The organism is Pseudomonas taeanensis MS-3 (assembly GCF_000498575.2).
Classification (GTDB): Bacteria; Pseudomonadota; Gammaproteobacteria; order Pseudomonadales; family Pseudomonadaceae; genus Aquipseudomonas; species Aquipseudomonas taeanensis.
The window spans coordinates 123,068-148,266 of the sequence record NZ_AWSQ01000010.1 but is presented as its reverse complement, the minus strand read 5'-3'; the positions used below and the strand labels follow the sequence as shown (position 1 = coordinate 148,266).

At 63.9% G+C, this 25,199-nt stretch carries 22 protein-coding genes; 18 read left to right on the top strand and 4 right to left on the bottom strand.

Going from position 1 to position 25,199, the window contains the following annotated elements; all coding sequences use genetic code 11:
* The first annotated feature begins 175 nt into the window (after nt 1-175).
* A complete protein-coding gene (katG, locus tag TMS3_RS23245; protein ID WP_025167703.1) occupies nt 176-2,371 on the top strand; it encodes a catalase/peroxidase HPI in 2,196 nt (731 codons plus the stop codon).
* A 186-nt stretch (nt 2,372-2,557) separates the two neighbouring features.
* Complete coding sequence (gene bfr, locus TMS3_RS23240) at nt 2,558-3,022, top strand: bacterioferritin (RefSeq protein WP_025167702.1); 465 nt, start codon at nt 2,558-2,560, stop codon at nt 3,020-3,022.
* 58 nt (nt 3,023-3,080) lie between these two features.
* On the opposite strand, the gene uvrA is transcribed toward bfr, so the two are convergent.
* Nucleotides 3,081-5,924 (bottom strand): excinuclease ABC subunit UvrA, encoded by a 2,844-nt coding sequence (gene uvrA, locus TMS3_RS23235; protein WP_025167701.1) that lies wholly within the window; start codon nt 5,922-5,924, stop codon nt 3,081-3,083.
* 133 nt (nt 5,925-6,057) lie between these two features.
* On the opposite strand from uvrA, the gene TMS3_RS23230 reads away from it, so the two are divergent.
* On the top strand, nt 6,058-7,446 hold the full coding sequence (locus tag TMS3_RS23230; protein ID WP_025167700.1) for an MFS transporter: 1,389 nt from the start codon (nt 6,058-6,060) through the stop codon (nt 7,444-7,446).
* 17 nt (nt 7,447-7,463) lie between these two features.
* Nucleotides 7,464-7,967 (top strand): single-stranded DNA-binding protein, encoded by a 504-nt coding sequence (locus TMS3_RS23225; RefSeq protein WP_025167699.1) that lies wholly within the window; start codon nt 7,464-7,466, stop codon nt 7,965-7,967.
* A gap of 139 nt (nt 7,968-8,106) precedes the next feature.
* On the opposite strand, the gene TMS3_RS23220 is transcribed toward TMS3_RS23225, so the two are convergent.
* Complete coding sequence (locus TMS3_RS23220) at nt 8,107-9,006, bottom strand: LysR substrate-binding domain-containing protein (protein ID WP_025167698.1); 900 nt, start codon at nt 9,004-9,006, stop codon at nt 8,107-8,109.
* Nucleotides 9,007-9,201: 195 nt separating this feature from the next.
* Between TMS3_RS23220 and TMS3_RS23215 the strand changes: the two genes are divergently transcribed.
* The 8 genes from TMS3_RS23215 to TMS3_RS23180 all read left to right on the top strand — a co-directional run bounded on the left by TMS3_RS23215 (nt 9,202) and on the right by TMS3_RS23180 (nt 18,760).
* Entirely contained in the window at nt 9,202-10,842 is a 1,641-nt protein-coding gene (locus tag TMS3_RS23215; protein ID WP_025167697.1) for a 5-guanidino-2-oxopentanoate decarboxylase, read from the top strand.
* On the top strand, nt 10,836-12,299 hold the full coding sequence (locus TMS3_RS23210) for an aldehyde dehydrogenase family protein (RefSeq protein WP_029866587.1): 1,464 nt from the start codon (nt 10,836-10,838) through the stop codon (nt 12,297-12,299). The genes TMS3_RS23215 and TMS3_RS23210 overlap by 7 nt, the downstream gene beginning before the upstream one ends.
* 228 nt (nt 12,300-12,527) lie before the next feature.
* Nucleotides 12,528-13,631, top strand: a complete 1,104-nt coding sequence (locus TMS3_RS23205) for an extracellular solute-binding protein (RefSeq protein ID WP_025167695.1) — start codon at nt 12,528-12,530, stop codon at nt 13,629-13,631.
* Nucleotides 13,632-13,727: 96 nt separating this feature from the next.
* Nucleotides 13,728-14,636: an ABC transporter permease gene (locus tag TMS3_RS23200; RefSeq protein WP_025167694.1), complete on the top strand. Its 909-nt coding sequence runs from the start codon at nt 13,728-13,730 to the stop codon at nt 14,634-14,636.
* Nucleotides 14,633-15,490, top strand: coding sequence for an ABC transporter permease (locus TMS3_RS23195; RefSeq protein WP_025167693.1), 858 nt, complete (start codon nt 14,633-14,635; stop codon nt 15,488-15,490). Before TMS3_RS23200 ends, TMS3_RS23195 begins: the two co-directional genes overlap by 4 nt.
* Before the next feature lie 54 nt (nt 15,491-15,544).
* Nucleotides 15,545-16,600: an ABC transporter ATP-binding protein gene (locus TMS3_RS23190; RefSeq protein WP_025167692.1), complete on the top strand. Its 1,056-nt coding sequence runs from the start codon at nt 15,545-15,547 to the stop codon at nt 16,598-16,600.
* 344 nt (nt 16,601-16,944) lie between these two features.
* Complete coding sequence (locus TMS3_RS23185) at nt 16,945-17,829, top strand: sugar nucleotide-binding protein (protein ID WP_025167691.1); 885 nt, start codon at nt 16,945-16,947, stop codon at nt 17,827-17,829.
* Entirely contained in the window at nt 17,822-18,760 is a 939-nt protein-coding gene (locus tag TMS3_RS23180) for an NAD-dependent epimerase/dehydratase family protein (protein WP_025167690.1), read from the top strand. The genes TMS3_RS23185 and TMS3_RS23180 overlap by 8 nt, the downstream gene beginning before the upstream one ends.
* 67 nt (nt 18,761-18,827) lie before the next feature.
* On the opposite strand, the gene TMS3_RS23175 is transcribed toward TMS3_RS23180, so the two are convergent.
* Complete coding sequence (locus TMS3_RS23175; RefSeq protein WP_025167689.1) at nt 18,828-19,514, bottom strand: OmpW/AlkL family protein; 687 nt, start codon at nt 19,512-19,514, stop codon at nt 18,828-18,830.
* 190 nt (nt 19,515-19,704) lie between these two features.
* On the opposite strand from TMS3_RS23175, the gene TMS3_RS23170 reads away from it, so the two are divergent.
* The 6 genes from TMS3_RS23170 to TMS3_RS23145 are packed head-to-tail and all read left to right on the top strand — an operon-like array spanning nt 19,705 to nt 24,566.
* On the top strand, nt 19,705-20,475 hold the full coding sequence (locus tag TMS3_RS23170) for a DUF3450 domain-containing protein (RefSeq protein ID WP_025167688.1): 771 nt from the start codon (nt 19,705-19,707) through the stop codon (nt 20,473-20,475).
* Nucleotides 20,472-21,821, top strand: coding sequence for a MotA/TolQ/ExbB proton channel family protein (locus TMS3_RS23165; protein WP_025167687.1), 1,350 nt, complete (start codon nt 20,472-20,474; stop codon nt 21,819-21,821). The genes TMS3_RS23170 and TMS3_RS23165 overlap by 4 nt, the downstream gene beginning before the upstream one ends.
* Nucleotides 21,814-22,362 carry a MotA/TolQ/ExbB proton channel family protein gene (locus TMS3_RS23160; protein WP_025167686.1) on the top strand — a complete coding sequence of 183 codons (549 nt, stop codon included), beginning with the start codon at nt 21,814-21,816 and terminating at the stop codon, nt 22,360-22,362. Before TMS3_RS23165 ends, TMS3_RS23160 begins: the two co-directional genes overlap by 8 nt.
* Nucleotides 22,363-22,373: 11 nt before the next feature.
* Nucleotides 22,374-22,784 carry an ExbD/TolR family protein gene (locus tag TMS3_RS23155; protein ID WP_025167685.1) on the top strand — a complete coding sequence of 137 codons (411 nt, stop codon included), beginning with the start codon at nt 22,374-22,376 and terminating at the stop codon, nt 22,782-22,784.
* Nucleotides 22,784-23,467 carry an energy transducer TonB gene (locus tag TMS3_RS23150; RefSeq protein ID WP_025167684.1) on the top strand — a complete coding sequence of 228 codons (684 nt, stop codon included), beginning with the start codon at nt 22,784-22,786 and terminating at the stop codon, nt 23,465-23,467. Before TMS3_RS23155 ends, TMS3_RS23150 begins: the two co-directional genes overlap by 1 nt.
* Nucleotide 23,468: 1 nt before the next feature.
* Entirely contained in the window at nt 23,469-24,566 is a 1,098-nt protein-coding gene (locus TMS3_RS23145) for a tetratricopeptide repeat protein (protein ID WP_025167683.1), read from the top strand.
* Nucleotides 24,567-24,672: 106 nt separating this feature from the next.
* Here TMS3_RS23145 and TMS3_RS23140 read toward each other — a convergent pair whose 3' ends face one another.
* Complete coding sequence (locus TMS3_RS23140; RefSeq protein ID WP_025167682.1) at nt 24,673-25,197, bottom strand: DUF3299 domain-containing protein; 525 nt, start codon at nt 25,195-25,197, stop codon at nt 24,673-24,675.
* Nucleotides 25,198-25,199 lie beyond the last annotated feature (2 nt).

Here is a 25,199-nt window from a genome sequence, read left to right as displayed (position 1 = left end):
ATTAGGACAGAGCAGGTGAGTGTGTAGGCCATATCGACTGTCAGGGCCTGCCAACGTCCCCTTTGTGCTGATCGAGAAACCGGCTGCGACTATAAGCCATAGATTTCACTTATCGGCAGTCGGTCCAGAACCTATGGCGGATCGTCGAAAGCAAATGATGAAAGGTAGAGAAGACATGAAAACCGAAAGCAAATGCCCGTTTTCGGGCGGCGTTCCCAAGCACACCGCTGGCGGTGGTACTTCGAACCGTGATTGGTGGCCGAACCAGCTGAATCTGAAGCCCTTGCATCAGAACTCGTCGTTGTCCAGTCCGCTGGGCGAAGGGTTCAGTTACGCAGAGGCGTTCAAGAGCCTTGATCTGAGCGCCGTAAAGAAGGATCTCGAGCTGCTGATGACTGATTCGCAGGATTGGTGGCCGGCGGATTTCGGTCACTACGGTCCTCTGTTCATTCGCATGGCGTGGCACAGTGCAGGTACTTATCGTGCCGGCGATGGCCGTGGCGGCGCTGGATCAGGGAGCCAGCGCTTTGCACCGCTGAACAGCTGGCCCGATAACGTCAACCTGGATAAGGCACGCAGGTTGCTTTGGCCGATCAAGCAGAAGTACGGACAGAAGATTTCTTGGGCCGACCTGATGATTCTCACCGGTAACGTCGCTCTGGAGTCGATGGGGTTCAAGACGTTCGGTTTCGCTGGCGGGCGCGTTGACATTTGGGAGCCTGAAGAGGACATCTATTGGGGTGCCGAGAAAACCTGGCTGGATGACAAGCGCTATTCCGGTGATAGAGACTTGGAGAATCCTCTTGCAGCCGTACAAATGGGTCTGATCTACGTCAACCCGGAAGGCCCGAACGGCAATCCGGATCCGCTCGCTGCGGCGCGTGATATTCGCGAGACTTTCGCGCGGATGGCAATGGATGATGAAGAAACCGTCGCCCTTATTGCCGGCGGTCACACCTTCGGCAAGACTCACGGTGCTGGCGATGCTGCTCATGTCGGATTAGATCCTGAAGCCTCCGACATTGAAGCACAGGGCTTTGGCTGGCAGAGCAGTTTTGGCACCGGCAGCGGCGGTGACACCATCAGTAGCGGCCTGGAAGTCACTTGGACGACCACGCCTACCAGATGGAGTAATAACTTCTTCGAGAATCTGTTCGGCTACGAATGGGAGCTGACCAAGAGCCCTGCCGGTGCGCATCAATGGATTGCGAAGGGGGGGGCGGGGGCCGGAACCATTCCAGATGCTCATGACCCCTCGAAGCATCACGCACCGACCATGCTGACCACGGATCTGTCACTGCGCATTGACCCGGCCTACGAAAAGATTTCCAGGCGTTTCCTGGAAAACCCGGCCTTGTTCGCTGACGCGTTTGCCCGGGCGTGGTTCAAGCTGACGCACCGCGACATGGGGCCGCGTGCACGCTATCTCGGCTCTGAGGTACCGGCGGAGGAGCTTATCTGGCAAGACCCGATCCCCGCGGTCGATCATGTGTTGATCGATGAGCAGGATATTAACGCCCTCAAGGGCAAGATTCTGGCGTCAGGTCTGTCCGTTTCTGAGCTGGTTTCGACCGCTTGGGCGTCTGCGTCTACCTTCCGTGGCTCGGACAAGCGCGGCGGTGCGAACGGTGCTCGTATTCGTCTGGCCCCGCAGAAGGACTGGGAGGTGAATCAGCCTGCGCAACTGGCGAAAGTGCTTATGGTGCTTGAGGGCATCCAGGCCGCGTTCAATGGCGCACAGTCTGGTGGCAAGAAGGTTTCGCTTGCCGACCTGATCGTGCTGGCCGGTGGTGTAGGTGTTGAGCAGGCTGCGAAGAATGCAGGGCAGGCAGTCACCGTACCTTTCTCGCCAGGCCGCACAGATGCTTCGCAAGAGCAAACCGACATTGAGTCTTTCGCGCTGCTGGAGCCGATTGCGGATGGCTTTCGCAACTACCTCAAGGGGCGCTTCAGCGTGTCGGCCGAAGAGCTGCTGGTCGACCGGGCGCAGTTGCTGACGCTGACTGCACCCGAGATGACGGTTTTGGTGGGTGGGTTGCGGGTGCTGAATACCAGCGTTGGGCAGTCCCAGCACGGTGTCTTTACTCGGCGACCGGAGGCGCTGACCAATGACTTTTTCACCAACCTGCTTGATATGAGCACGACGTGGAAGGCGCTAGCGGACGACAAGGACGTATTCGAAGGGCGTGATCGCGTCACGGCTGCTGTGCAATGGACCGGCACCCGTGTCGATCTCCTCTTCGGCTCGAACTCCCAGCTCCGTGCTTTGGCCGAGGTTTATGGCTGTTCGGACGCGCAGGAGAAGTTCATCCGCGACTTCGTCGCGGCCTGGACCAAGGTGATGAACCTCGATCGCTTCGACCTGGAGTGATCTTGGGGCATAGATCTTAACTGGCTTGCTTGTGTCGCTCGCTGAAGCCCCGCAGCCTGGGGTTTCTGCAGCGGCTGTCCACTCGTAGCGCCTCCCTTTGTGGAGGCGCTGCGCTTTTTGCTTGACCCCTGGGGTCATGGCGCGGAGCATTCGCGGATTCCACAGGATGTTGTAAGGATTCCGGGCATGAAAGGCCATGTAGAAGTTATCGATTACCTGAAAATGCTACTCAAGGGCGAACTGGCGGCTCGCGATCAATATTTCGTGCATTCGCGCCTGTATGAGGATTGGGGCTTCAGCAAGCTCTACGAGCGTATCAACCATGAAATGGAAGAAGAAACCCAGCACGCCGACGCTATTCTGAAGCGCATCCTGTTTCTCGAAGGTGCGCCGGATATGGTGCCGGATGCGTTCCGTTTCGGTCAGAGTGTGCCGGAGATGCTCAAGCTCGACCTGGCTTTGGAATATCAGGTGCGAGCCGCCCTGAGTAAAGGCATTGCACTGTGTGAGCGGCATCAGGATTACCAGACACGCGACATCCTGGTGGTGCAGCTCAAGGATACCGAAGAGGATCATGCCTACTGGCTGGAAGTTCAGTTGGGCTTGATCGACACGCTTGGCTTGGAGAACTATCTGCAGTCGCAGATGTAAGTGAGCCGACATAAAAAAGCCCCGATTTGTCGGGGCTTTTTTATGTCGGCTGTCGAGATCAGGCTCGATCGCGCTCCAGTAGCGGTTTGAGGAAGTGCCCGGTATACGACTGCGGCATTTCGGCGACATCTTCCGGCGTGCCGCAGGCGATGATCTGCCCGCCTTTTGAGCCGCCCTCGGGGCCTAGGTCGATCATCCAGTCAGCGGTCTTGATCACGTCCAGGTTGTGCTCGATCACCACCACCGTGTTGCCGTGGTCGCGCAGGCGGTGCAGCACGTCGAGCAGCTGCTGGATATCGGCGAAGTGCAGGCCAGTGGTCGGCTCGTCCAGGATGTACAGGGTCTTGCCGGTATCGCGCTTGGACAACTCGCGTGACAGCTTGACCCGTTGCGCCTCGCCGCCGGACAGGGTGGTCGCGCTCTGGCCCAGCTTGATGTAGGAGAGGCCCACATCCATCAGGGTTTGCAGCTTGCGCGCTAGCGCCGGCACGGCATCGAAGAAGCCGCGCGCTTCCTCAATGGTCATGTCTAGCACCTCGGTGATGTTCTTGCCCTTGTACTTCACTTCCAGGGTTTCGCGGTTGTAGCGCTTGCTCTTGCACACGTCGCAGGGCACGTAGATGTCCGGCAGAAAATGCATCTCCACCTTGATCAGGCCGTCGCCCTGGCAGGCCTCGCAGCGTCCGCCCTTGACGTTGAAGCTGAAGCGGCCCGGTCCATAACCGCGTGAGCGCGACTCCGGTACGCCGGCGAACAGCTCGCGGATCGGAGTGAACAGGCCGGTGTAAGTCGCCGGGTTGGAGCGCGGGGTGCGACCGATAGGGCTCTGGTCGATATCCACCACCTTGTCCAGGTGCTGCAGGCCGTCGCAACTGTCGTGCGGCGAGGCTTCCAGGGTGGTGGCGCCATTCAGTGCGGTGGCGCTGAGGGGGTACAGGGTGTTGTTGATCAGGGTCGACTTGCCGGAGCCCGAGACCCCTGTGACACAGGTCAGGAGGCCAATCGGGACTTCCAGGTTGACGTTGCGCAGGTTGTTGCCGCGTGCGCCTTTGATTTTCAACAAGAGCTTGTTGTCCCTCGGCGTGCGCTGGCTTGGGACTTCAATCTTGACTCGGCCGGAGAGGTATTTGCCGGTCAGTGAGTCTGGATGCGCCATCACCTCGGCTGCCGTGCCCTGGGCGACAATCTGGCCGCCATGCACGCCGGCGCCTGGGCCGATGTCGACCACGTAGTCGGCCATGCGAATGGCGTCCTCGTCGTGTTCCACCACGATCACCGTGTTGCCGATATCGCGCAGGTGACGCAGGGTGCCGAGCAGGCGCTCGTTATCGCGCTGGTGCAGGCCAATCGACGGTTCGTCGAGGATGTACATGACCCCGACCAGACCGGCGCCGATCTGGCTGGCCAGGCGAATGCGTTGCGCTTCGCCGCCGGACAGGGTGTCGGCGCTGCGGTCCAGGGTCAGGTAATCCAGGCCGACGTTGACCAGAAACTGCAGGCGCTCGCGGATTTCCTTGAGAATCTTCTCGGCGATCTCGCCGCGGCGGCCGGTCAATGCAAGGCCGCCGAAGTACTCGGCAGCGTCGCCGATCGGCAGGCCGGTAACCGCTGGCAGCGTGCGCTCGCCGACCCAGACATGCCGCGCCTCGCGGCGCAGGCGGGTGCCGCGGCAATCCGGACAGTGCTGGGTGCTGAGGAGCTTGGAGAGTTCCTCGCGCACACTGGTCGACTCGGTCTCGCGGTAGCGCCGCTCCAGGTTGGGCACTATGCCCTCGAAGGGGTGGGCACGCTTGACGATGTCGCCGCGGTCGTTGAGGTAACGGAAGTCCACGCTATGGCTTCCGCTGCCGAACAGGATGGTCTTCTGGTGCTCGGCGGCCAGGTCGTCGAAGGGGATCTCCAGGTTGAAGCCGTAATGCGCTGCCAATGAGCCGAGCATCTGGAAGTAGTAGACGTTGCGTCGATCCCAGCCGCGAATCGCCCCTTCGGCCAGGGTCATCTCGCCGTTGACCAGGCGTTTGGTGTCGAAGAACTGCTTCACGCCCAAGCCGTCGCAAGTGGGGCAGGCGCCAGCGGGGTTGTTGAAGGAGAACAGCTTGGGTTCCAACTCGCTGATCGCGTGACCACAATGCGGGCAGGCGAAGCGCGCGGAGAAGATGATTTCCTCGCCCGCGACACCCGGTTCGTCATCCAGTGGCGCGACCAAAGCGATGCCGTCGGCCAGATTGAGTGCGGTCTCGAAGGACTCCGCCAGGCGTTGTTGCAGGTCCTCGCGGACCTTGAAGCGGTCGACCACTACATCGATCGAGTGCTTTTTCTGCTTGTCCAGCTTGGGCAGTTCATCCAGTTCGTAGAGTTTGCCATTGACCCGGGCGCGGACGAAGCCTTGGGCGCGTAGCTCCTCGAATACCGACAGGTGTTCGCCCTTGCGCTCGCGGATCACCGGTGCCAGCAGCATCAGCTTGCGGCCTTCGGGTAAGGCCATGACCAGGTCGACCATCTGGCTGACGGTTTGTGCTTCCAATGGCACATCGTGATCCGGGCAGCGCGGAATACCGACGCGGGCATAGAGTAGGCGCAGGTAGTCGTAGATCTCGGTGATGGTGCCGACAGTGGAGCGCGGGTTATGCGAGGTGGATTTCTGTTCGATGGAGATGGCCGGCGACAGGCCCTCGATGGTATCGACGTCGGGCTTTTCCATCATCGACAGAAACTGCCGGGCGTAGGCCGATAGCGATTCGACGTAACGGCGCTGGCCCTCGGCATACAGGGTGTCGAAGGCCAGCGATGACTTGCCGGACCCAGATAGGCCGGTGATCACGATTAACTTGTCGCGCGGCAGAGTCAGGTCGATGTTTTTCAGGTTATGGGTTCGAGCCCCACGAATCAGAATCTTGTCCACAAACAGCGGCCTCGCATGGCGGGCGGAAACCCGCGAGTATACGGCCCTGGGGTGTTGCGCGGCAAAGCGTCACGGCTGTGCCGCGCCGGGCGAGGCTGTTAGAATCGCCGCCTATTTCCACAGGGCATTATCCATGCACGATCCGCACAGCGAGCGTATGAGTGGCAGCGAAACCCGTGCAGCCGGTGGGCTGGCGCTGGTATTCGCCTTCCGCATGCTCGGCATGTTTATGGTGCTGCCAGTGTTGGCGACCTATGGCATGGATCTGGCGGGCGCCACTCCCGTGCTGATTGGCCTGGCGATCGGCGCCTACGGCCTGACCCAGGCCGTGTTGCAGATCCCTTTCGGCATACTTTCTGATCGCATCGGCCGTTTGCCGGTGATCTATGTCGGGTTGTTGATTTTTGCCGCTGGTGCCGCGCTGGCGGCCAATGCGGACTCGATCTGGGGAGTCATCGCCGGGCGTGTGCTACAGGGGGCCGGGGCTATCTCCGCCGCGGTGATGGCCCTGCTCTCCGATCTCACCCGTGAGCAGCATCGGACCAAGGCCATGGCGATGATAGGCATGAGCATCGGTTTGTCCTTCGCCGTGGCCATGGTCGTGGGGCCACTGTTGACCCGCGCCTATGGCCTGTCCGGACTGTTCTGGGTTACGGCGGGCATGGCCCTGTTGGGTATTTTTATCGTGCTGTTGATGGTGCCGCGCGCGTCGAGGGTGTTGCGCCATCGTGAGTCAGGCGTGGCCAGGCAGGCGCTGCTGCCGACCCTGACGCATGCCGATTTGCTGCGTCTGGACCTGGGGATATTTGTCCTGCATGCCATCCTCATGGCCAGCTTTATTGCCTTGCCGCTGGCCTTGGTGGAGCAGGGCGGTCTGCCCAAGGAGGAGCATTGGTGGGTCTACCTGACCGCCTTGCTGGTGGGCTTCTTCGGCATGCTGCCGTTCATCATCTATGGCGAGAAGAAGCGCCGGATGAAGCACGTATTGCTCGGTGCGGTGGCGGTGCTGCTGGCCTGTGAACTGTATTTCTGGGCCTTTGGCGCCACTCTTCATGCATTGGTGCTGGGTACCGTGGTGTTCTTCACTGCCTTCAACCTGCTGGAAGCCTCGCTGCCCTCGTTGATCAGCAAGGTCGCGCCGGCGGGTGGCAAAGGCACGGCGATGGGCGTGTACTCCACCAGCCAGTTCCTCGGCGCGGCGCTGGGCGGCATTCTGGGAGGCTGGCTGTACCAGCACTACAGCTTGTCGGGGGTGTTCCTCGGATGCGCCGCCCTGGCCCTGCTTTGGCTGGGCTTTGCTGTTACTATGCGCGAACCGCCTTATGTCACCAGCCTGCGCCTGCCGCTATCAGTCGCGGCATTGCAAGAAGCAGGGCTGGCCGAGCGTTTACAGGCAGTGCCCGGAGTGGCGGATGCCGTGGTGGTGGTCGACGAGGCCGCCATCTATATCAAAGTGGATACCCAACAATTGGATCGCATGTCCCTTGAGCGCCTGATCGAGCCGGCGCCGGTGACGTGCTGACAGCCTAGGAGAACGTTATGGCCCGTGGGGTTAACAAAGTCATTCTGGTCGGTACCTGCGGTCAGGACCCGGAAACCCGCTACCTGCCTAGCGGCAACGCAGTCACCAATCTGAGCCTGGCCACCAGCGAGCAGTGGACCGACAAGCAGACCGGGCAGAAAGTCGAGAAAACCGAGTGGCACCGTGTGTCGCTGTTCGGCAAGGTCGCCGAGATCGCCGGCGAATACCTGCGCAAGGGTTCGCAGGTGTACATCGAAGGCAAGCTGCAGACACGCGAGTGGGAAAAGGACGGCATCAAGCGCTACACCACGGAAATCGTTGTCGACATGCAGGGCACCATGCAGCTGCTTGGCGGTCGTCCAGACAATGCCGGCGGTGACTCGCGCCAGCAGCGTCCAGCCCAGCAGCGACCGCAGCAAGCGCCGCAGCAGCAGGCCCCGCGTGAAGCGCGTCCGGCCCCGCAACAGGCGGCCCAGCCTGCCCCGGATTTCGACAGCTTCGATGACGACATTCCGTTCTAGAAAGTACCTTAGACGGAAGGTGTAAGGTTTCAGCGCGAAACCCCTGTGGCTCATTCGGTCACAGGGGTTTTTCTTTGCGTGGGAGTTGATCTGGAGGGCGCATCCCGCATGTCATGCCGCCTGCGTTAGGGGCAGCTATTCAGGCTGGTGCCTGGGCGGCGCGCGCCGCAGCCTGCTGGCGCAGCCAGTCGACCAGTTCGGTGAGTTGTGTCGAGGGCTGTGGGCGTTCGGGGTAGACCAGGAAATAGGCGTCGCCGGTGCGTACTTTCAGCTCGAAGGGCGTGGCCAGGCGTCCGGCAATCAGGTCCTCGCCAATCAGCGACCAGTCACCGATGGCCACGCCCAGGCCCTGCGAGGCGACTGACATGGCCAGGTCCAGGGTGTCGAAGTGCTGGCCCTTGCCGATGCTGGCGACCTTGGTATCGGCGGCCTTCAGCCAGGCTTCCCAGTCGCGCTGGTCACGGGTGGGGTGTAGCAGGGTATGACGCTCCAGGTCGGCGGGGTGTTGGAGTGGCAGCGGGCCTGTCAGCAATTGCTGGGAGCAGACCGGGGTCAGCAACTCATCGAACAGGTGGTGTGCCACCACTGTCTGGCCAGGTTGGGCGCCGAAGACCACGGCAGCATCGAACTCCTCGCTGCGAAAATCGACCGAGTGCTGCACCGTGGTGGTCAGCTCTACCGGCACGTCCGGCCGTTCGACTTGCCAGTGCATCAGGCGTGGCAGCAACCAGCGCATCACACAGGTGGGGGCCTTCAGTCGCAGCGCCTCGCGTCGTGCCCCGACCCGCTCGACCGCCTCGTCGATCAGGCCGAAGGCCTGCTGGATCTGCGGAAACAGTTCGCGGCCCTGGGCGGTCAGGCTCAGCCCGCGGGCCTGGCGCTGAAACAGTGGGTAGCCCAGGTGGCTCTCCAGTCCGGCGATCTGCCGGCTCACTGCGCCTTGGGTGATGTGCAGCAGTTCGGCCGCGCGGGTGAAGTTGCAGCATTGTGCGGTGATCACGAAGGTATGCAGCGCGGGTAAGGGTGGGAGGCGTTTCATCGGTGCTCAGCTATGCGGTGAGGTCATGCCTAGTATGACAAATTTTGCGTTGTCAGGTCGGCTTTGCAGCGGTCAAATTAGCTCTCGTCTGCGCACTCTCTCGCTTCCGTGGCCGGCTCGATGCCCTCAGGTTTTTTGGGGCCGGCCGGCGGGCGACTAGCGCAGAACCCAAGGTGATAGAACAGGACAACGAAGATGGCGACATGTGGCGAAGTATTGGTGCAACTACTCGAGCGCTACGGTGTTGAGCGGGTATTCGGTATTCCCGGCGTGCATACCGTCGAACTCTATCGTGGCCTGGCCCGCTCACCTATCGAGCACGTCACGCCGCGCCACGAGCAAGGCGCTGGGTTCATGGCTGATGGCTATGCACGTACCAGCGGCAAGCCGGGAGTGTGCTTCATCATCACCGGCCCCGGCATGACCAATATCGCCACGGCCATGGCCCAGGCCTACGCCGACTCGATCCCGATGCTGGTGATCTCCAGCGTGCAGGCGCGTAGCCAGCTCGGCGGTGGACGCGGCAAGCTGCACGAACTGCCGTCGCAGAGCAATCTGGTCGCCGGCTTCTCGGCCTTCTCCCATACTCTGCTCTCGGCCGACGAGCTGCCGGCGGTGCTGGCGCGTGCCTTTGCGGTGTTCCAGGCGGCGCGCCCGCGTCCGGTGCATATCGAGATTCCGCTGGATGTGCTGGTCGAGGAGGCCGACGAGCTACTGAGCAGTCAGCCGATCGAGCTGGCCCGGCCCGGCGCCAGCCCGGCTGCCGTCGCACAAATGGCCAGCCGGCTGGCTGCGGCCAAGCGGCCGCTGATCCTCGCCGGCGGCGGCGCCATCGACGCGGCGCCGGCGCTGGCCCGTCTGGCCGAGCAGCTACAGGCTCCCGTGGCGCTGACCATCAATGCCAAGGGCCTGTTGCCTTCGGCCCATCCGCTGTTGATCGGTTCGGCCCAGTCGACCGTGGCGACCCGCGCGCTGGTGGCCGAGGCCGATGTGGTGCTGGCGGTCGGCACCGAGCTGGGTGAAACCGATTATGACGTGACCTTTGCCGGTGGCTTCGAGATTCCTGGTGCATTGCTGCGCATCGACATCGACCCGGATCAGGCGGTGCGTAACTACCCGCCGGCCATGGCGCTGGTCGCCGATTCCGCGCTGGCGCTGGAGGCCTTGCATGCGGCGCTGGCCGAACAGGCATTGGCCCCGCGTCGCGCCGACTGGGGTAGCGCCCGCGCCGCGCGGCTGCGTGCGGACCTCGAGGCCTCCTGGGACCTGCCAATGCGCGGGCAGACCAGCTTTCTGCAGACTGTGCTGGAGGAGTTGCCTGACGTGGTATTGGTCGGCGACTCGACCCAGCCGGTGTACAGCGGCAACCTGACCCTGAATCTGGAGCAGCCACGCCGTTGGTTCAATTCCTCGACCGGCTACGGCACCCTCGGCTATGCACTGCCGGCGGCCATCGGGGCCTTGCTCGGCGACAGCCGCGAGGGTGCCGCGCGGCGTCCGGTGGTGTGCCTGATCGGCGACGGCGGATTGCAGTTCACCCTGGCCGAACTGGCCAGTGCGGTGGAGGCGCGCGCGCCGATCATCGTCCTGCTGTGGAATAACCAGGGTTATGAGGAGATCAAGAAGTACATGGTCAACCGCGACATCGAGCCTGTGGGTGTGGACATCTTTACCCCGGATTTTGTCGCCGCGGCCACGGCCCTGGGCTGTGCGGCGGGCCGGGCGAATGACGCCAAGGCGTTGCGCGCGGCCTTGCGCCAGGCACGGGAGGCTCAGGTGCCGACTTTGATCGAGATCGATCAGCAGGTCTGGATGAGTGGGGTGGCCGCATGTTGAACAGCCGTCCGCCGCACAACGGCGCGCTGGCCGGCCTGTATATCGATGGGCAATGGCTGAGCGGTGGCGACAGCTTGCGGGTGATCAACCCCGCGACCGAGGAGCAGTTGCTGGATGTGGCCGGCGGCGACGCCGTGGCGGTCGAGCAGGCGGTGCGCGCGGCAAGTGCGGCGTTTCCGGCTTGGGGGCTCAGCAGCGGGGGCGAACGGGGCGCCTGTCTGCGCCGGATCGCCGCCGGGGTCGCCGCGCGCCGCGCACGCCTGATCCAGCTGCAGGCCCGCAACAACGGCAAGCCGCTGGCGGAAGCGGCGATCGATGTCGACGACGTAATCGCCACCTTCACCTATTACGCCGAACTGGCCGAGTCGCTGGATGTTCAGCAGGACATCGCGGTGGCGCTGCCAAGCGCGGAGTTCTCCGCCCGACTGCGTCGTGAGCCCTGTGGTGTAGTGGGGCTGATCGTGCCGTGGAATTTCCCCATGGTAACCACCGCCTGGAAACTGGCCCCGGCCCTGGCGGCGGGGTGCACCGTGGTACTGAAACCCTCGGAGGTCACCCCGCTGCCGGAGCTGGAGCTGGCCGACATCATTGCAGAGAGCGGTCTGCCGGCCGGGGTGTTCAACCTGGTCTGCGGCACCGGCCTGGCGGTCGGGGCGCCACTGGCGGCGCATCCAGGGGTGGCCAAGCTGTCCTTCACCGGCAGCAATGCGGTGGGCGTACAGGTCATGCAGCGCGCGGCCGAGACCATCAAGGGCGTGAGCCTGGAGCTGGGCGGCAAGTCCTCGCTGCTGGTGTTCGCCGATGCCGATCTGGATCTGTCCGTCGAACTGGCCTGTGGCGGTGGCTTCTTCAATGCCGGACAGATGTGTTCGGCGACCAGCCGGGTGCTGGTCGCCGCTGAGCTGCTCGAAGAGTTTCTCGCACGCTTGCAGGTGCGGGCCGAAGCGATCCGCGTCGGTGACCCGCTGGAGCCTGGCGTGGAGATGGGAGCCCTGGTCAATCAGGCCCAGTACCAGCGGGTCTGCAGGCATATCGCCGACGGCCTGGATGCCGGTGCGCGCTTGCTGACCGGCGGTGAACGGCCGGCGGGCCTGTCGCGTGGCTACTTCCTGCGCCCCACGGTGTTTACCGAGGTGCCGTTGGACAGTGCCCTGTGGCGTGAGGAGATTTTCGGTCCGGTGCTCTGTGTGCGCAGCTTCGTCAGCGAGCAGGAAGCCATCGAGCTGGCCAATGACAGCGAGTTCGGCCTGGTGGCCAGCGTGGTCAGTGGCGACGCCAGTCGTGCCGAACGGGTCGCCAATGCCCTGCAGGCGGGCCTGGTGTGGATCAATGCGCCGCAGGTGATCTTCCCGCAGACCGCCTGGGGTGGTTACAAGCAGAGCAGCATCGGCCGTGAATTAGGCCCCTGGGGGCTGCAGGCATTCCAGGAAATCAAACACGTGATTCGCGCCCTTTAATCGGGCGTTTGTGGCACACGCATGCCTGCTTGCGAGGCATGCGCTTCACGCATGGCTTCGATGATTATTTATCGATTGTTGGCCTGTCGAGTGCGTCGCAGGATGGCTTCGTCGGCCTGGAAAACTGGGCTGTCACAGCAGGTTGAACGGTTTATTGCGCGGCACGGGCGTCAGCCTGGAACCAGGCCGCAAGCTCCTGAAGACAAATAAAAACAATAGGAAACTGCGATGAGCGAACACGATTTCAGCAGAAGACAATTCATCAAGACGGTGGGCGCCGCTTCCGTGGCTGCCGCGGCCTTGTCCTTTCCCTTCATCAAGGCCAGCGCCGGCGACATGCAGTTCCAGGGCAAGACCCTACGTCTGCTCACCTGGTCGGATGACACCGGTTTGGCGGCGCTGCGCAATATCGCTGCGACCTTCGAAGCCAAGACCGGCGCCAAGGTAATCGCCGACCGCACCGGCAGCACCTCGGAGATGGTCGCCAAGCTCAAGGCCGCCGGTGATCGCCCGCAATACGACATCATCACCCTGGCCGGCGTCGGCGCCGAAGGCCTGGCCAGCGCCGGGCTGCTGGAAAAGCCCGACCTCAACCGCATTCCCAACCTGCGCGATGTGCCGGCGCAGTACCAGACCGGCGCCGGCGGCCATGGCATCGGCTACCTGCTGTGGTGCAACAGCCTGATCTACAGCACCCGCACCGTGACAGAAGCGCCGGACAGCTACGCCGCCCTGTGGGACAAGGATATGGCGCCGAACATCTTCCTGCCGCCGCCGAACTGGACCGAGGCCATGGACCTGATCATCATCGCCGCCAAGCTGGCTGGCGGTGACGAGCACAACGTCGAGCCGGGCTTCAAGCTGCTCGAGAAGCTCAAGGACCGGGTGATTACCCTGGGCGAGAATCCCAATCAGATCGCCGAATTGTTCCGCACCGGCTCGCTGGACATGGGCGGCCTCTATGCGCCGGCGTTTTTCCCCAAGCAGATCCGCGATCCGTCCTACGGCCTGGGCGCCACCTTCGGCATGAAAGAAGGCTTCTATACCGACCTGATGCTCTCGGTCATGCCCAAGCACCGCCCGGGCGATACTGACCTGGCCTACGCCTTCATCGACCACTCGCTCGACCCGCTGGTGCAGGGCAAGATGGCCGAGGACATCTTCAACGGCCCGGTCAACGCCAAGGCGATCATCTCCGCCGAGGCGCGCAAGAGCCCGTACATCCTCACGCCCGAGCAGATCTCGGAGAAGGCGATCATGCACGACAACGCCTTCCTGGCCACCGTGCACGACCAGTGGATTCGCCGCTACACGGAAATCTTCTCTTCCTGATGTAGCTACGGTACCTGCCGTCAACAGCACCGCGCAGCGGGCCTGCGAGCCTCTGTGCGGTGTGCGGCACCCTTCTGTACTGATGAGATCAGCGAAATGGCACATTCAACTCTGACCCGTCCGGTCGGCGCGGCGCCCCTGCGCCCGGCCAAGACGATTTCCCCCTCGGCACGGGCCTGGCTGTTCCTGACGCCGTCGATGCTGTTCCTCGGCGTGTTGATTGCCGCCAGCCTGCTGGTGCTGCGCATGAGCGTCGGCACCAAGGGTGCGGAGTGGAGCGGTTTCAGCCTGGCCAGCTACGCCCAGTTGCTCGAACCCTATTACCTCAAATCGCTGCTGCTGACCCTGCGTCTGGCCCTGGTCAGCGCGCTGATCGCGGTGCTGCTGGCGACTCCGGTTGGCTACTGCATGTCGCGCCTGCAGTCGCCGCTGTTGCGCCGGGTGTTCCTCGCCGCGGTGCTGATGCCCTTGCTGGTCAATCTGCTGCTGCAAAGCTACGGCTGGCTGGTGATCCTCGGTCCGGGCGGGATGCTCAACCAGGCGCTGTTGGGCCTGGGCCTGATCGATCGACCAGTGATGTTGCTGTACAACCAGACGGGCGTGCTGATGGGCCTGGTGCAGACTGCCTTTCCGTTGGCGGTGCTGCCGATCGCCAGCGCCATGCGCGGCGTTGCACGCAGCTATGAGGAGGCGGCCGCGACCCTCGGCGCCAGTCGCTTGCAGGTGTTCCGTCAGGTGGTGTTGCCGATGAGCCTGCCGGGCATCATCACCGGCGCCACCCTGGTGTTCGCCTACAACGCCAGCAGTTTCGTGGTGCCGCTGCTGCTCGGTGGCCGCCGGGTGCCGATGCTCGCGGTGATGGTGCATGACCAGATCGCCCCGCTGATGAACTGGCCCGCCGCGTCAGCCGCCGGGGTGGTGCTGATCGTCACCACGCTGGCGATCATGACCTTCTCCGAATTCGTCACCGGCCGCCGTCGGCGCATCCTCGAGGCTTCGCAATGAGCAACCTACTCAAGAGCCTGTTCCGCGGTGCCGCCCCCTTGCCGGGTGAAACCGGGCGTTTCGCCATGGGCCTGTCCGGGGTCATCCTGCTGCTGGCGGTGTTGCCGATCCTGACCATGATCGTGATGTCGTTCAGCGGCGCCTCGAACCTCGATTTCCCACCGGCCAGCTACAGCCTGCAGTGGTACCAGGCGGCCTGGAACACCTTCGTCTCGCCGGACGCCAGTGACGTGCTGAGCCTCGGTCAGGCGTTCACTACCAGTCTGCTGGTGGCCACCCTGAGCATGCTGTTCGCCACCTTGATCGCGGTGCCGGCCGCCTATGCGCTGGTGCGCTGCGAGTTCCGCGGCAAGGCGGCGGCGCTGCAGCTGATGTCGCTGCCGCTGGTGTTTCCCATGGTGGTGCTGGGCTTGGCGCTGTTGCTGATATTCGACAGCTTGCCGTTTCAGCTCAACACCTCGCGGCTGGTGATCGCCCATGTGATCCTCGCCTTGCCGTTCGTGGTGAGAAATTGCACCGCGGCCATGCTGTCGATCGGCAGCGAGGTCGAGGAGGCCGCAAAAATGCTCGGCGCCTCGCCGCTGCGCGCCATCGTCGATGTGGTGGTGCCGCTGATGCGCTCGGGGATTCTGGCGGGGATGCTGCTGGCCTTCATCATCTCGTTCAACGAATTCACCGTGACCTACTTCCTCTACAACATCGACGTGATGACCGTGCCGATCTGGATGTACAGCCGCACCGTGTCATCCCTCGACCCGACGGTTTTCTCGTTCGCCGTGCTGATCGTGCTGATCGACTTCGCCCTGATCTGGGCGCTGGAGAAGCTGGTCGGCGAAGGTGGCGTGTCCTTTTAATTCAGCCGGGCAGGCCGTGGCGGCTTGCCGGCAACAGCATATTCGAGGTGCCGCATGAGCGGATTAGTTCTAGAAAACGTCGGGAAACACTATGGCTCGGCCTGCGCCGTGACGGACGTCAACCTGCACCTGCCGGAGGGCAAGCTGGTGTGCTTCCTCGGCCCTTCGGGCTGTGGCAAAACCACCCTGCTGCGCATGATCGCCGGTCTGGAAACCCTCAGCGACGGGGAGATCCGCCTGGACGGTCAGGACATCGGCCACACCCCGGCGCACCAGCGCAACTTCGGCATGGTGTTCCAGTCGCTGGCGCTGTTTCCGCACATGACCGTCGGTGAGAACATCGCCTATCCGCTGCGCTTGCGTGGCGTGAGCAAGGTCGATCAGCAGGCGCGGGTGACCGAACTGCTGCAGCTGATCCAGTTGCAGGAAATGGTCGACCGTCCGGTGGCCAAGCTTTCTGGCGGTCAGCGCCAACGCGTGGCGATTGCCCGGGCGATTGCCGCGCGACCGAAACTGCTGCTGTTGGACGAACCCCTGTCGGCGCTGGATGCCAAGTTGCGCGAGTCCATGCAGATCGAGATCCGCCAGCTGCAGCAGCGCCTGAACATCACCACCATCCTGGTCACCCATGACCAGCGCGAGGCCATGACCATGGCCGATATCGTGGTGGTGCTCGGCGAGCATCGGGTGCAGCAGGTCGGCACGCCAATCGAGATCTACCGCAATCCGGCCAACGCCTTCGTCGCCGACTTCATTGGCAGCGGCAATATTTTTCCGGCGACTGCGCTGGGCAGCGGCCGGGTCGGCCTGCCCGGCGGCGCGGCGTTGCAGGTGCCGATCTGCGAGAGCATTCAGGCCGGCGCCAGCATCAAGCTGCTGGTGCGCCCGGAAGACCTGCAGTTGTCGTTGCCCCAGGCCTCTGCCGGCAACTGCCTGCCGGGCACCGTGACCTTCGTGCGCGACAGCGGCGCGACCGTCGAAACCACCATCGAATGCTCCGGCGTCTCACTGACCGCGTTGAGCACGCCTTGTCAGAGCATTGGCTTGAGTATCGGCAACCCGGTGTCGGTGACCATCCCGGCGGCGGCTTGTCGCGTACTGACCGCCTGAGCCGGTTTGCGAGCACCCGCTAGGTGCGTGGATAGCGCTCGACGCGGCGGGAGGGTGGGTGGCGTATGGGCGTGTTTCTTGACTGCCGCGCAGCTGCTACTGCGCCTCGGCGTGGCTCGATTTTGCGCTGATTGTCGCCGATGCGCCGCGTGCGACTAGTGACGGCGCGCGCTTAAACCCGCAAAATGCGACACTTTGGCGCTGTGCCAGCGTCTAACTACGATAATGCCAAGCCGGGAGAGAGGCGGTGGTCGAGTCAGGAGCGATGAGCAAGGGCGCGAGGCCAGTGCTTCGCCGTATTGCCCCATGAGTGCGCCTGACGCGATTGATCGCAGCGAACAACCATGCAAATGCGCTTGATGCTACTGGGCGGCGGCAATGCCCTGGGACAGGCGCTGATCCGCCTCGGTGCCGAGGAGGACATCGGCTTCCTGGCGCCTCGTCCGCCGGAAAGCGGCTGGGACGCCGCCAGCCTGACTCACCTGCTGGATGAGACCCGCCCCGATGCGTTGGTCAATCTGGCCTACTACTTCGACTGGTTTCAGGCCGAAGAAGTCTGCGAGACGCGCCTGACCCTTCAGGAAAGAGCGGTCGAGCGCTTGGCCGAGCTGTGCAAGCACCATGAAATTCGCCTGCTGCAGCCGTCCAGCTACCGGGTGTTCGATGGTTCGCGGGTGACCGCCTACAGCGAAAAGGAAGAGCCGCAGCCATTGGGCGTTCGTGGTCAGGCGTTGTGGCGGCTCGAGCAAAGCGTGCGCGCGACCTGCCCGCGGCATGTACTGCTGCGTTTCGGCTGGCTACTGGATGAGAGCTCCGAGGGGCGCCTCGGTCGTTTCCTGGCCCGCGCCGAGCGCGATGACGCCTTGTTGCTCGCCGATGATCGGCGCGGCAATCCGACCCCGGTCGATGACGCGGCGCGGGTGATTCTCGCGGTACTCAAGCAACTCGACTGTCAGTCGCCGCTGTGGGGCACCTACCACTATGGCGGGCATGAGGCGACCACTTCGCTGGGGCTGGGTCAGGCGGTGTTGAGCGAGGCGCGTAACTTCCGTGGCAGCCTGGTCGAGGAAGTGGCCGCGCAAGCGCACGCCGCGCGTCCAGATGCCGGCGATGAGCCGCAGCATGCGGTGCTGGCCTGCAAGAAAATCCTCCACACCTTCGGTATCAAACCACGCGCCTGGCGCGCCGGTCTGCCGAGCCTATTGGATCGATATTACCGTCATGTCTGAGCCCCTTTCCCCTATTCTGGTCACCGGCGGCGCCGGGTTTATCGGTTCGCACCTGGTCGATGCGCTGTTGGCGCAAGGCCATGCGGTGCGGGTGCTGGATAACCTGTCGATGGGCAAGCGCGACAACCTGCCGCTGGACCATCCGCGTTTGCAATTGATCGAGGGCGATGTGGCCGATGCCACCCTGGTCTTACAGGCGGTGGCCGGCTGCAGTGCGGTGGTGCACCTGGCGGCGGTAGCCTCGGTGCAAGCCTCGGTGGACGACCCGGTGAGCACCCATCAGAGCAACTTCGTCGGTACCCTCAACGTCTGCGAGGCGATGCGACAGCATGGCGTCAGGCGCGTGCTGTTTGCCTCCAGCGCGGCGATCTACGGTAACAATGGCGAAGGGCAGGCGATTGACGAAGCGACGGCCAAAGCGCCGTTGACCCCCTATGCGGCAGACAAGCTGGCCAGCGAGCACTACCTGGACTTCTACCGGCGTCAGCATGGGCTGGAACCGGCGATCTTCCGCTTCTTCAATATCTTCGGGCCGCGTCAGGACCCCTCTTCGCCGTACTCTGGGGTGATCAGCATCTTCACCACGCGCGCGCAGCAAGGTCTGCCGATCAGCGTGTTCGGCGATGGCGAACAGACCCGTGACTTCTTCTATATCGCCGACCTGGTCGAGCTGCTGCTGCAGGCGCTGGCCGCGCCGCAGGTGGTGGAGGGCGCGGTGAATGTCGGCTGGAATCAGAGCGTCAGCCTGAATCAGCTGCTGGGCGAAATCGGCAGCCTGTTCGGTGGTTTGCCGGCGGTCAGCTACGCACCGCCGCGCCCTGGTGACATCCGCCATTCGCGGGCGAACAACCAGCGTCTGCTCGAATGCTACCGTCCGCCATCGCCCACCTCGATTCGCTTCGGCCTGCAGCAGTTGCTGGGGTTGAGCTGAGCCAAGGCAGTCCTTGGGAATAAAAAACCGGCTCTTGTGCCGGTTTTTTTATGCGCGGGTGCGATCCTCAGAACTTGTAGCCGAGACCGACCATGTAGACCCAGGGATCGACTTCCACGTCGACCTTGACCTTCTGCCCGCCGAAGGAAGTGGTTCCAGTGGTGTCGATGTCGATATAGCGTACCTGGCCGTTGATCATCAGGTTGTCGCTGAGCATGTAGTCCATGCCCACCTGGGCGGCGAGGCCCCAGGAATCTTCCATGTCCAGGCCGCTAAAGCCCTTGTTTTCCGCTTCGCTGGTCAACTTGTCGTCGAAGAACCAGGTGTAGTTGATGCCCGCGCCCGCATAGGGCTGGAAGGCCGAGCCGCTGTCCATTGGGTAGTACAGGATGCTCAGAGTGGGCGGTAATTGCTTGAGCTCACCGAGCTTGCCGTTGAGGCCGGCAAACGGGCCTGGCATGCCTTTCACGCCTACGTCATGAGTGAACGGGGTCGCGGCCAGCAATTCGATGCCGACATGGCTGGTCAGCATATAGGCGAAGTTCAGCCCCAGCTGGGTATCACTGTTCAGCGAGGCTTTAGTGCCGACCACGTTGCTGTTTAGCGCACCCACCCAGATATCGCTGCTTTGTTCCTGTGGGTCGACGGTGATGGCGCCTGCACGCACGATGATGTCGCCGGCTTGGTGGGCCTGGGCGAAGGGGGTGACCAATGCCATGGCCAGCAGGGAAGCGGAGAGCAGGGTGGTACGCATAGTGGCTCCAGTCGAGTCATCAGTGATGTGGGTTGATGACAATGTTAGGGAGCTAAGCGAATCTGCTTTTGACGTGGCTCAATGAAATCCCTTATTTCCCTGTGGCTTTTTGTCCGTTGTCTTCGCCTACGGCTATAGATGATAATGCTTCTCTTTTTAAGTAAGCCTGTCGGTCGAGGACTCTTCCTGCATGAACCCTTACCCCCTCCGTTCGCTGGCCGTTGCCCTGACGTTGCTCAGTGCGCCGCTACTGGCCGCGCCATTGGACGCCGCGCTGGACGAAAGCCAGCGGCTGGCCGCCGAAGCCAAGGCCTCCCAGGCGCGCATCGAGCAGCTCGATGACAGCAGCCGCGAAATGCTCAATGAGTACCGCGATGCGCTGCAGCAGGCGGAGGCCTTGCAGGGCTATAACGCGCAGTTGCGCGAACTGGTCGTCGCCCAGCGCAAGGAGCTGGCCGGTTACCAGGCGCAGCTGGACGGCATCGAGCGCACCCAGGAGGCGGTCACTCCACAGATGCGCCGCATGGTCGAAGTGCTCGGCGAGTTCATCGCCGCCGATTTGCCGTTCCTGCCCGACGAGCGCAGCGATCGCCTGGCGCAACTGCAGGATCTGCTGCCGCGCGCCGATGTCAGCCTGGCGGAAAAGTACCGACGGATCCTCGAGGCCTATCAGGTCGAGAGCGATTACGGTCGCACCCTGGAGGCCTGGCGCGGTGAACTGCCGGGCACTGCGGGTTCGCGCAGCGTCGAGTTTCTGCGCCTGGGTCGGGTGATGCTGTATTTCCAGACACTCGACGGCCACGAAAGCGGCTGGTGGGACCCACAGAGTCGTAGCTGGCAGGCGCTGGACAGCAGTGCGCGGCGCCCGCTGCACCAGGCCATTGCCATCGCCCGCCAGGAGCAGGCACCGGCGTTGCTCGACCTGCCGGTGAAAACCCTGGCCCAGGAGGCTAAGCAATGAGCCGTCGTTTTCTTGTTGTAGCCGCTTTGAGTCTGCTACCGATTATTGTCCAGGCCGCTGAAACGCTGAACCCGGATCAACTGCTGCAGCGTATCCGTGGCGAGCGTGCCGCCGAAGTAGCCGCCATGCACAGCCGCGAGCAGGCGTTTATCACTGAACGTGGCGAGCGCGCGCAGCGGCTGGCCAGCGCCAAAGCCGCCCTGCAGGTGCAGAAATCCGAAGCCGAGGGTTTGAAGGCCGAGTTCGACCGCCAGGAGGCCGAATTGGCCGAGCAGGAAAAGCTGCTGGCGCAACGGGTCGGGCACCTCGGCGAGTTGTTCGGCGTGGTCCGCCAGAGCGCCGGCGATGTCGCCGGGCAGTGGCAGGACAGCCTGCTCAACGCGCAGTACCCCGAGCGCCTGCAGCGCCTCAACGCCCTGGCTGAAAGCCGCACCTTGCCCTCGGCGGAAGACCTCGACGGCTACTGGATGCTGCTGCTCGAAGACCTTGCCGCCAGTGGCCGGGTCGAGCGCGTGGCGCTGCCGGTGGTCGCCGCCGATGGCCGTCGCGAGGCGCAGTCGGTGCTGCGCGTTGGTGCGTTCTCCGCCTTCAGCGACGACGCCTTCCTGCGTTACGACGCCGATGCCGGTGAATTGCTGGCGCCGCCGCGCCAGCCGTCCGGGCTGGGTCAGGTCGAGGATTATCTGGAGAGCAGCGCGGCGCTCGCCAGCCTGCCCATCGACCCGAGTCGCGGCACCTGGTTGGCCCAGCTACAGCGCCAGCCGAGTCTGTGGGATCGCGTGCAACAAGGCGGGCTGGTTGGCTGGCTGATCGTCGCCATGGGCCTGTTCGGCCTGTTGCTGGCGCTCTGGCGCATGGTCTATCTGCTCCGCGTGGGGCAAGGGGTGAGGGCGCAGATCCACGCGTTGAGTGAGCCGCGCGACGATAATCCGCTGGGCCGGGTGATCGGCGTGCTGGGGCCGAAGCCGCAGCTGTCCGACCTGGAGACCCTGGAGTTGAAGCTCGATGAGGCCATCCTCCAGGAAACCCCGCCGCTGGAGAAAGGCCAGAGCCTGCTCAAGCTGCTCTGTGCGGTGGCGCCGCTGCTCGGCTTGCTCGGTACCGTGACCGGCATGATCGTCACCTTCCAGGCCATCACCCAGGGCGGTGGCGGCGACTCACGCTTGATGGCCGATGGTATTTCCCAGGCCCTGGTCACCACCGTGCTGGGTCTGGTGGTGGCGATCCCGCTGCTGTTCCTGCACAGCCTGCTGGCCAGCCGCAGCAAGGGCTTGATTCAGCTGCTGGAGCAGCAAAGCGCCGGCTTGATCGCCCTGCACCTGTCCGGGGCGCCGCGTCGTGACTGATTGGCTCGGCTTCTGGCTGCGGCTGGTCGACAGCGGCTATGCGCTGCTCGACTTCATGGGCGCCGGCGGTGTGGTGATGTGGGCGCTGGCCGGGCTCTGCGTGCTGTTCTGGACCCTGGTGTTCGAGCGCTTCTGGTACATGCGCAGGGTCTTTCCCGAATGGGTCGGCGAGCGCCGTCAGGCCTGGCAGCAGCTGCTGCAAGAAGACGATGGCAGCTGGCAGCGCGCGGTGCGCAGCGCCTGGCTGGCCCAGGCCCGCCAGCACCTGATGGGCCCGCTGCGCCTGAGCAAGACCCTGGTGGCGATGTACCCGCTGCTGGGCTTGCTCGGCACCGTCAGCGGCATGGTCGCGGTGTTCGATGTGCTGGCGATCAATGGCACCGGCAACCCGCGCGGTATGGCCGCCGGCGTCTGGCAGGCGACCCTGCCGACCATGGCCGGCATGGTTCTGGCGATCAGCGGATTATTCAGCCTGGCGCGCCTCGAGCGCGACGCCCGTCAGGCCCTCGAGCGGCTGGCCGACCAGCTGCGTCACGACTGAGACAGCAAAACATGAGAATGCGCCGTCACCACCAGCAAGACGAAGACACCGGCATCGACCTGACGCCGATGCTCGACGTGGTCTTCATCATGCTGATCTTCTTTATCGTCACCAGCTCCTTTATCAAGGAGTCTGGCGTCGAAGTGCAGCGCCCCCAGGCGCAAACCGCCAGTCCGCAAGACAAGGGCAACATCCTCATCGCCATCACCGCCGACGGCCAGGTGTGGATGGACAAGAAAGTCGTCGATGTGCGCAGCGTGCGTGCCCATGTCGAACGCATGCGCGTCGACCAGCCGGACGGCGCCGTAGTGGTGCAGGCCGATCAGGATGTACGCACCGGCCTGGTGGTGCAGGTGATGGATCAGGCGCGTCTGGCCGGGGTGCAGGACGTTGCCCTGGCGGCTACCTCGGGGGCGCTTTGATGCGCCTGCCGCTGGCTTTTGTCGGCGCCTGCCTGATGGCCGTGGCGCTGTTCGCGCTGATGCTCTACATGGTCGCGCCGCCGCGCAGTCAGCCATCGGATGAACCAGTGACGGTGGCCAACTTTGTGCGCCTGGATGGCGAGTCGAGCAACGCCGCCACCCGTACCCGCCAGCAGGCGCCACAGCCTCCGCAGCCGCAAACGGCGCAAGCGCCGACGCCGCCCACCCCGCAGGCGGTAGCGCCGAGTGCCACGCTGCCGGCGCTGGATCTGCAGCTGCCGAGCCTGAGCAGTGGCATCAGCGTCAGCAGCGCGCCGACACCCAGCCTGAGTGGTTTGAGTGCTGGCGCCGCGCCATCGAGTGCGCCGAGCCCGGCTGAGTCCGGCGGGCAAAGTGGTGGCCCGGAGAGTGAAGTGATGCCGCTCAATGATGTCAGTCCGGAGTATCCACGCCACGCCCTGCAGCGCGGCATTGAGGGCCACGTCAAACTGGCTTTCACCATCAATCGCGCCGGCGCAGTGGAAAATATTCGCGTACTCGAGTCCAGTCCGCACAACGTCTTCGAGCGTGAGGCGCGGCGTGCCGCGGTGCGCTGGCGCTTCGCCCCGCGCACCGAGAACGGTCTGGCGGTGGCCCGCGAAGCGGTGAAAACCCTGTACTTCCGTCTTGAGGGAGGTCGCTGAGATGCAGCGTCTGTTGCTGTTACTGATGCTCTGCACGGCTGGTGCGGTTCAGGCCGCCGGGCAAGCCGTCGAACCTGGGGTGTTCCGCGCCCTGAATACCGCGCAGAGTGCCCAGCAGCAGGGAGACTACGCCGCTGCCCGGCGCGCCCTGGATGCCGCCAAGGCCAAACCGGGCAGTCTGGAGCAGGCCCTGCTGTGGCGCAGTCGGGGTTACCTGGCCTGGGCCGAAGGGCAGAACGCCAAGGCCATCGAACTGCTCGACAAGGCGCTCAGCAGCGGCAAGCTGGACGCCGAGTTGTTGGCCAATGAACGGCTGAACCTGGCCAGGCTCAACCTGCTCGAACGCCGCTATGCCCAGGTTGTCGCCTTGCTGACGCCGTATCAGGCCCAGGCGGATGAAGAGCAGCTGCAAATGCTGGTGCAGGCTTATCAGGGCCTGGGCCAGCCAGCCAAGGCGCTGCCCTTGGCCGAGCGTTATGTGCAGGCCAATCCGCATGCCGCCGACAGCTGGTTGCAGTTTCTCGTGGCGGTGAATGCCGATCTCAAGCGCTACCCGGCAGCCGAGCGTTGGCAGCGCCAATTGCTCGCGCGTCAGCCCAATAGTGCCCAGCACTGGCGGCAGCTGGCAGCCTTGCAGCAACTGAGCGGGCACCACGACAGGGCCCTGGCCACTCTGCGCGCCGCGCACAGCAAGGGCCTGCGTTTCAGCGAAGGCGAGCTGGACAACCTGGTGTTGCTGGCCGGTGCGGCGGAGCAACCCTGGCAGGGTGCCAAGCTGCTGGCGGGCATGCTCGAGCAGGGCTTGCTGGCGCGCAGCGTGGCCCGCGAGGAACGCCTCGGCCTGCTCTGGTGGCAGGCGCGCGAGCGCGCTGCGGCGGCGCGCCTGTTTCGCCAGCTGGCCGCGCGTTCTGGTAGCGCCAAACACTGGCTGAACCTGGCCCAGCTGGAGCTGGAGCAAGCCCGCTGGCAGGCGGGGCTGGACGCACTGGTCAAAGCCGAACGCGCCGGCGCCGCGCGCCGCACCGTACGGGCCTGGCGCAACTGGGCGCGCAGCGAGCTGAGCTTCGAGCGGGAAAAGCGCGTGGCCAGCGCCGGCTGACAGCAAGTGACTCATACAAAAAAACCAGACCCTTGAGTCTGGCTTTTTTGTATTCCGCCGCTGTAGGCGCCAGCTTGTTGGCGATCGGCGGCCGAGGTTTTGCCTGTTAGCTGTCCGGCACCTCGTAGGCGTAGATCTTGTCCGCCTGCATCTGATAACCGGCCTCGGCCAGTTCGCTGCTGCTCTGTTCGACCTGCAGTGGGCCTTCGACCCAGAACGGCTGATACAGCGCATCGAGCAGCACACCCAGTTCGGCTGTGACGTGGACGATCTGGTTTGACGCCGGCGGCGGCACATGGATGCAGGCGCCGAAGTAGGGCACCAGCAAGAACTCGGTCACGCGGCCTTCTTCGGTGACGTCCAGCGGCACTATGTAGCCCGGCAGCTTGATCGCCTGGCCATTCAGGGCCTTGACCACCGGCGCGTTGGGTGACTGTTGCGTGGCCGGGGGCGCGGCTTCGGCCGCCAGCGCGTCGGCCAGTTGCGACAGGTCATGCAGGGGGGCGCTTTGCATCACTTGCACGGGCGCATCGGCGGGGATCAGTTCGGACCAGGTCAGTTCACGTACCTCGCCGGCGCTCACCGAAGTGGCGAGGGCGAGCAGCAGGCTGGCGAGTAGCGGGCGGGACATGT

Coding starts and splice junctions, on each gene's coding strand:
- katG (WP_025167703.1), top strand. CDS start 176: ATGAAAACCGAAAGCAAATGCCCGTTTTCGGGCGGCGTTCCCAAGCAC.
- bfr (WP_025167702.1), top strand. CDS start 2,558: ATGAAAGGCCATGTAGAAGTTATCGATTACCTGAAAATGCTACTCAAG.
- TMS3_RS23230 (WP_025167700.1), top strand. CDS start 6,058: ATGCACGATCCGCACAGCGAGCGTATGAGTGGCAGCGAAACCCGTGCA.
- TMS3_RS23225 (WP_025167699.1), top strand. CDS start 7,464: ATGGCCCGTGGGGTTAACAAAGTCATTCTGGTCGGTACCTGCGGTCAG.
- TMS3_RS23220 (WP_025167698.1), bottom strand. CDS start 9,006: ATGAAACGCCTCCCACCCTTACCCGCGCTGCATACCTTCGTGATCACC.
- TMS3_RS23215 (WP_025167697.1), top strand. CDS start 9,202: ATGGCGACATGTGGCGAAGTATTGGTGCAACTACTCGAGCGCTACGGT.
- TMS3_RS23210 (WP_029866587.1), top strand. CDS start 10,836: ATGTTGAACAGCCGTCCGCCGCACAACGGCGCGCTGGCCGGCCTGTAT.
- TMS3_RS23205 (WP_025167695.1), top strand. CDS start 12,528: ATGAGCGAACACGATTTCAGCAGAAGACAATTCATCAAGACGGTGGGC.
- TMS3_RS23200 (WP_025167694.1), top strand. CDS start 13,728: ATGGCACATTCAACTCTGACCCGTCCGGTCGGCGCGGCGCCCCTGCGC.
- TMS3_RS23195 (WP_025167693.1), top strand. CDS start 14,633: ATGAGCAACCTACTCAAGAGCCTGTTCCGCGGTGCCGCCCCCTTGCCG.
- TMS3_RS23190 (WP_025167692.1), top strand. CDS start 15,545: ATGAGCGGATTAGTTCTAGAAAACGTCGGGAAACACTATGGCTCGGCC.
- TMS3_RS23185 (WP_025167691.1), top strand. CDS start 16,945: ATGCAAATGCGCTTGATGCTACTGGGCGGCGGCAATGCCCTGGGACAG.
- TMS3_RS23180 (WP_025167690.1), top strand. CDS start 17,822: ATGTCTGAGCCCCTTTCCCCTATTCTGGTCACCGGCGGCGCCGGGTTT.
- TMS3_RS23175 (WP_025167689.1), bottom strand. CDS start 19,514: ATGCGTACCACCCTGCTCTCCGCTTCCCTGCTGGCCATGGCATTGGTC.
- TMS3_RS23170 (WP_025167688.1), top strand. CDS start 19,705: ATGAACCCTTACCCCCTCCGTTCGCTGGCCGTTGCCCTGACGTTGCTC.
- TMS3_RS23165 (WP_025167687.1), top strand. CDS start 20,472: ATGAGCCGTCGTTTTCTTGTTGTAGCCGCTTTGAGTCTGCTACCGATT.
- TMS3_RS23155 (WP_025167685.1), top strand. CDS start 22,374: ATGAGAATGCGCCGTCACCACCAGCAAGACGAAGACACCGGCATCGAC.
- TMS3_RS23150 (WP_025167684.1), top strand. CDS start 22,784: ATGCGCCTGCCGCTGGCTTTTGTCGGCGCCTGCCTGATGGCCGTGGCG.
- TMS3_RS23145 (WP_025167683.1), top strand. CDS start 23,469: ATGCAGCGTCTGTTGCTGTTACTGATGCTCTGCACGGCTGGTGCGGTT.
- TMS3_RS23140 (WP_025167682.1), bottom strand. CDS start 25,197: ATGTCCCGCCCGCTACTCGCCAGCCTGCTGCTCGCCCTCGCCACTTCG.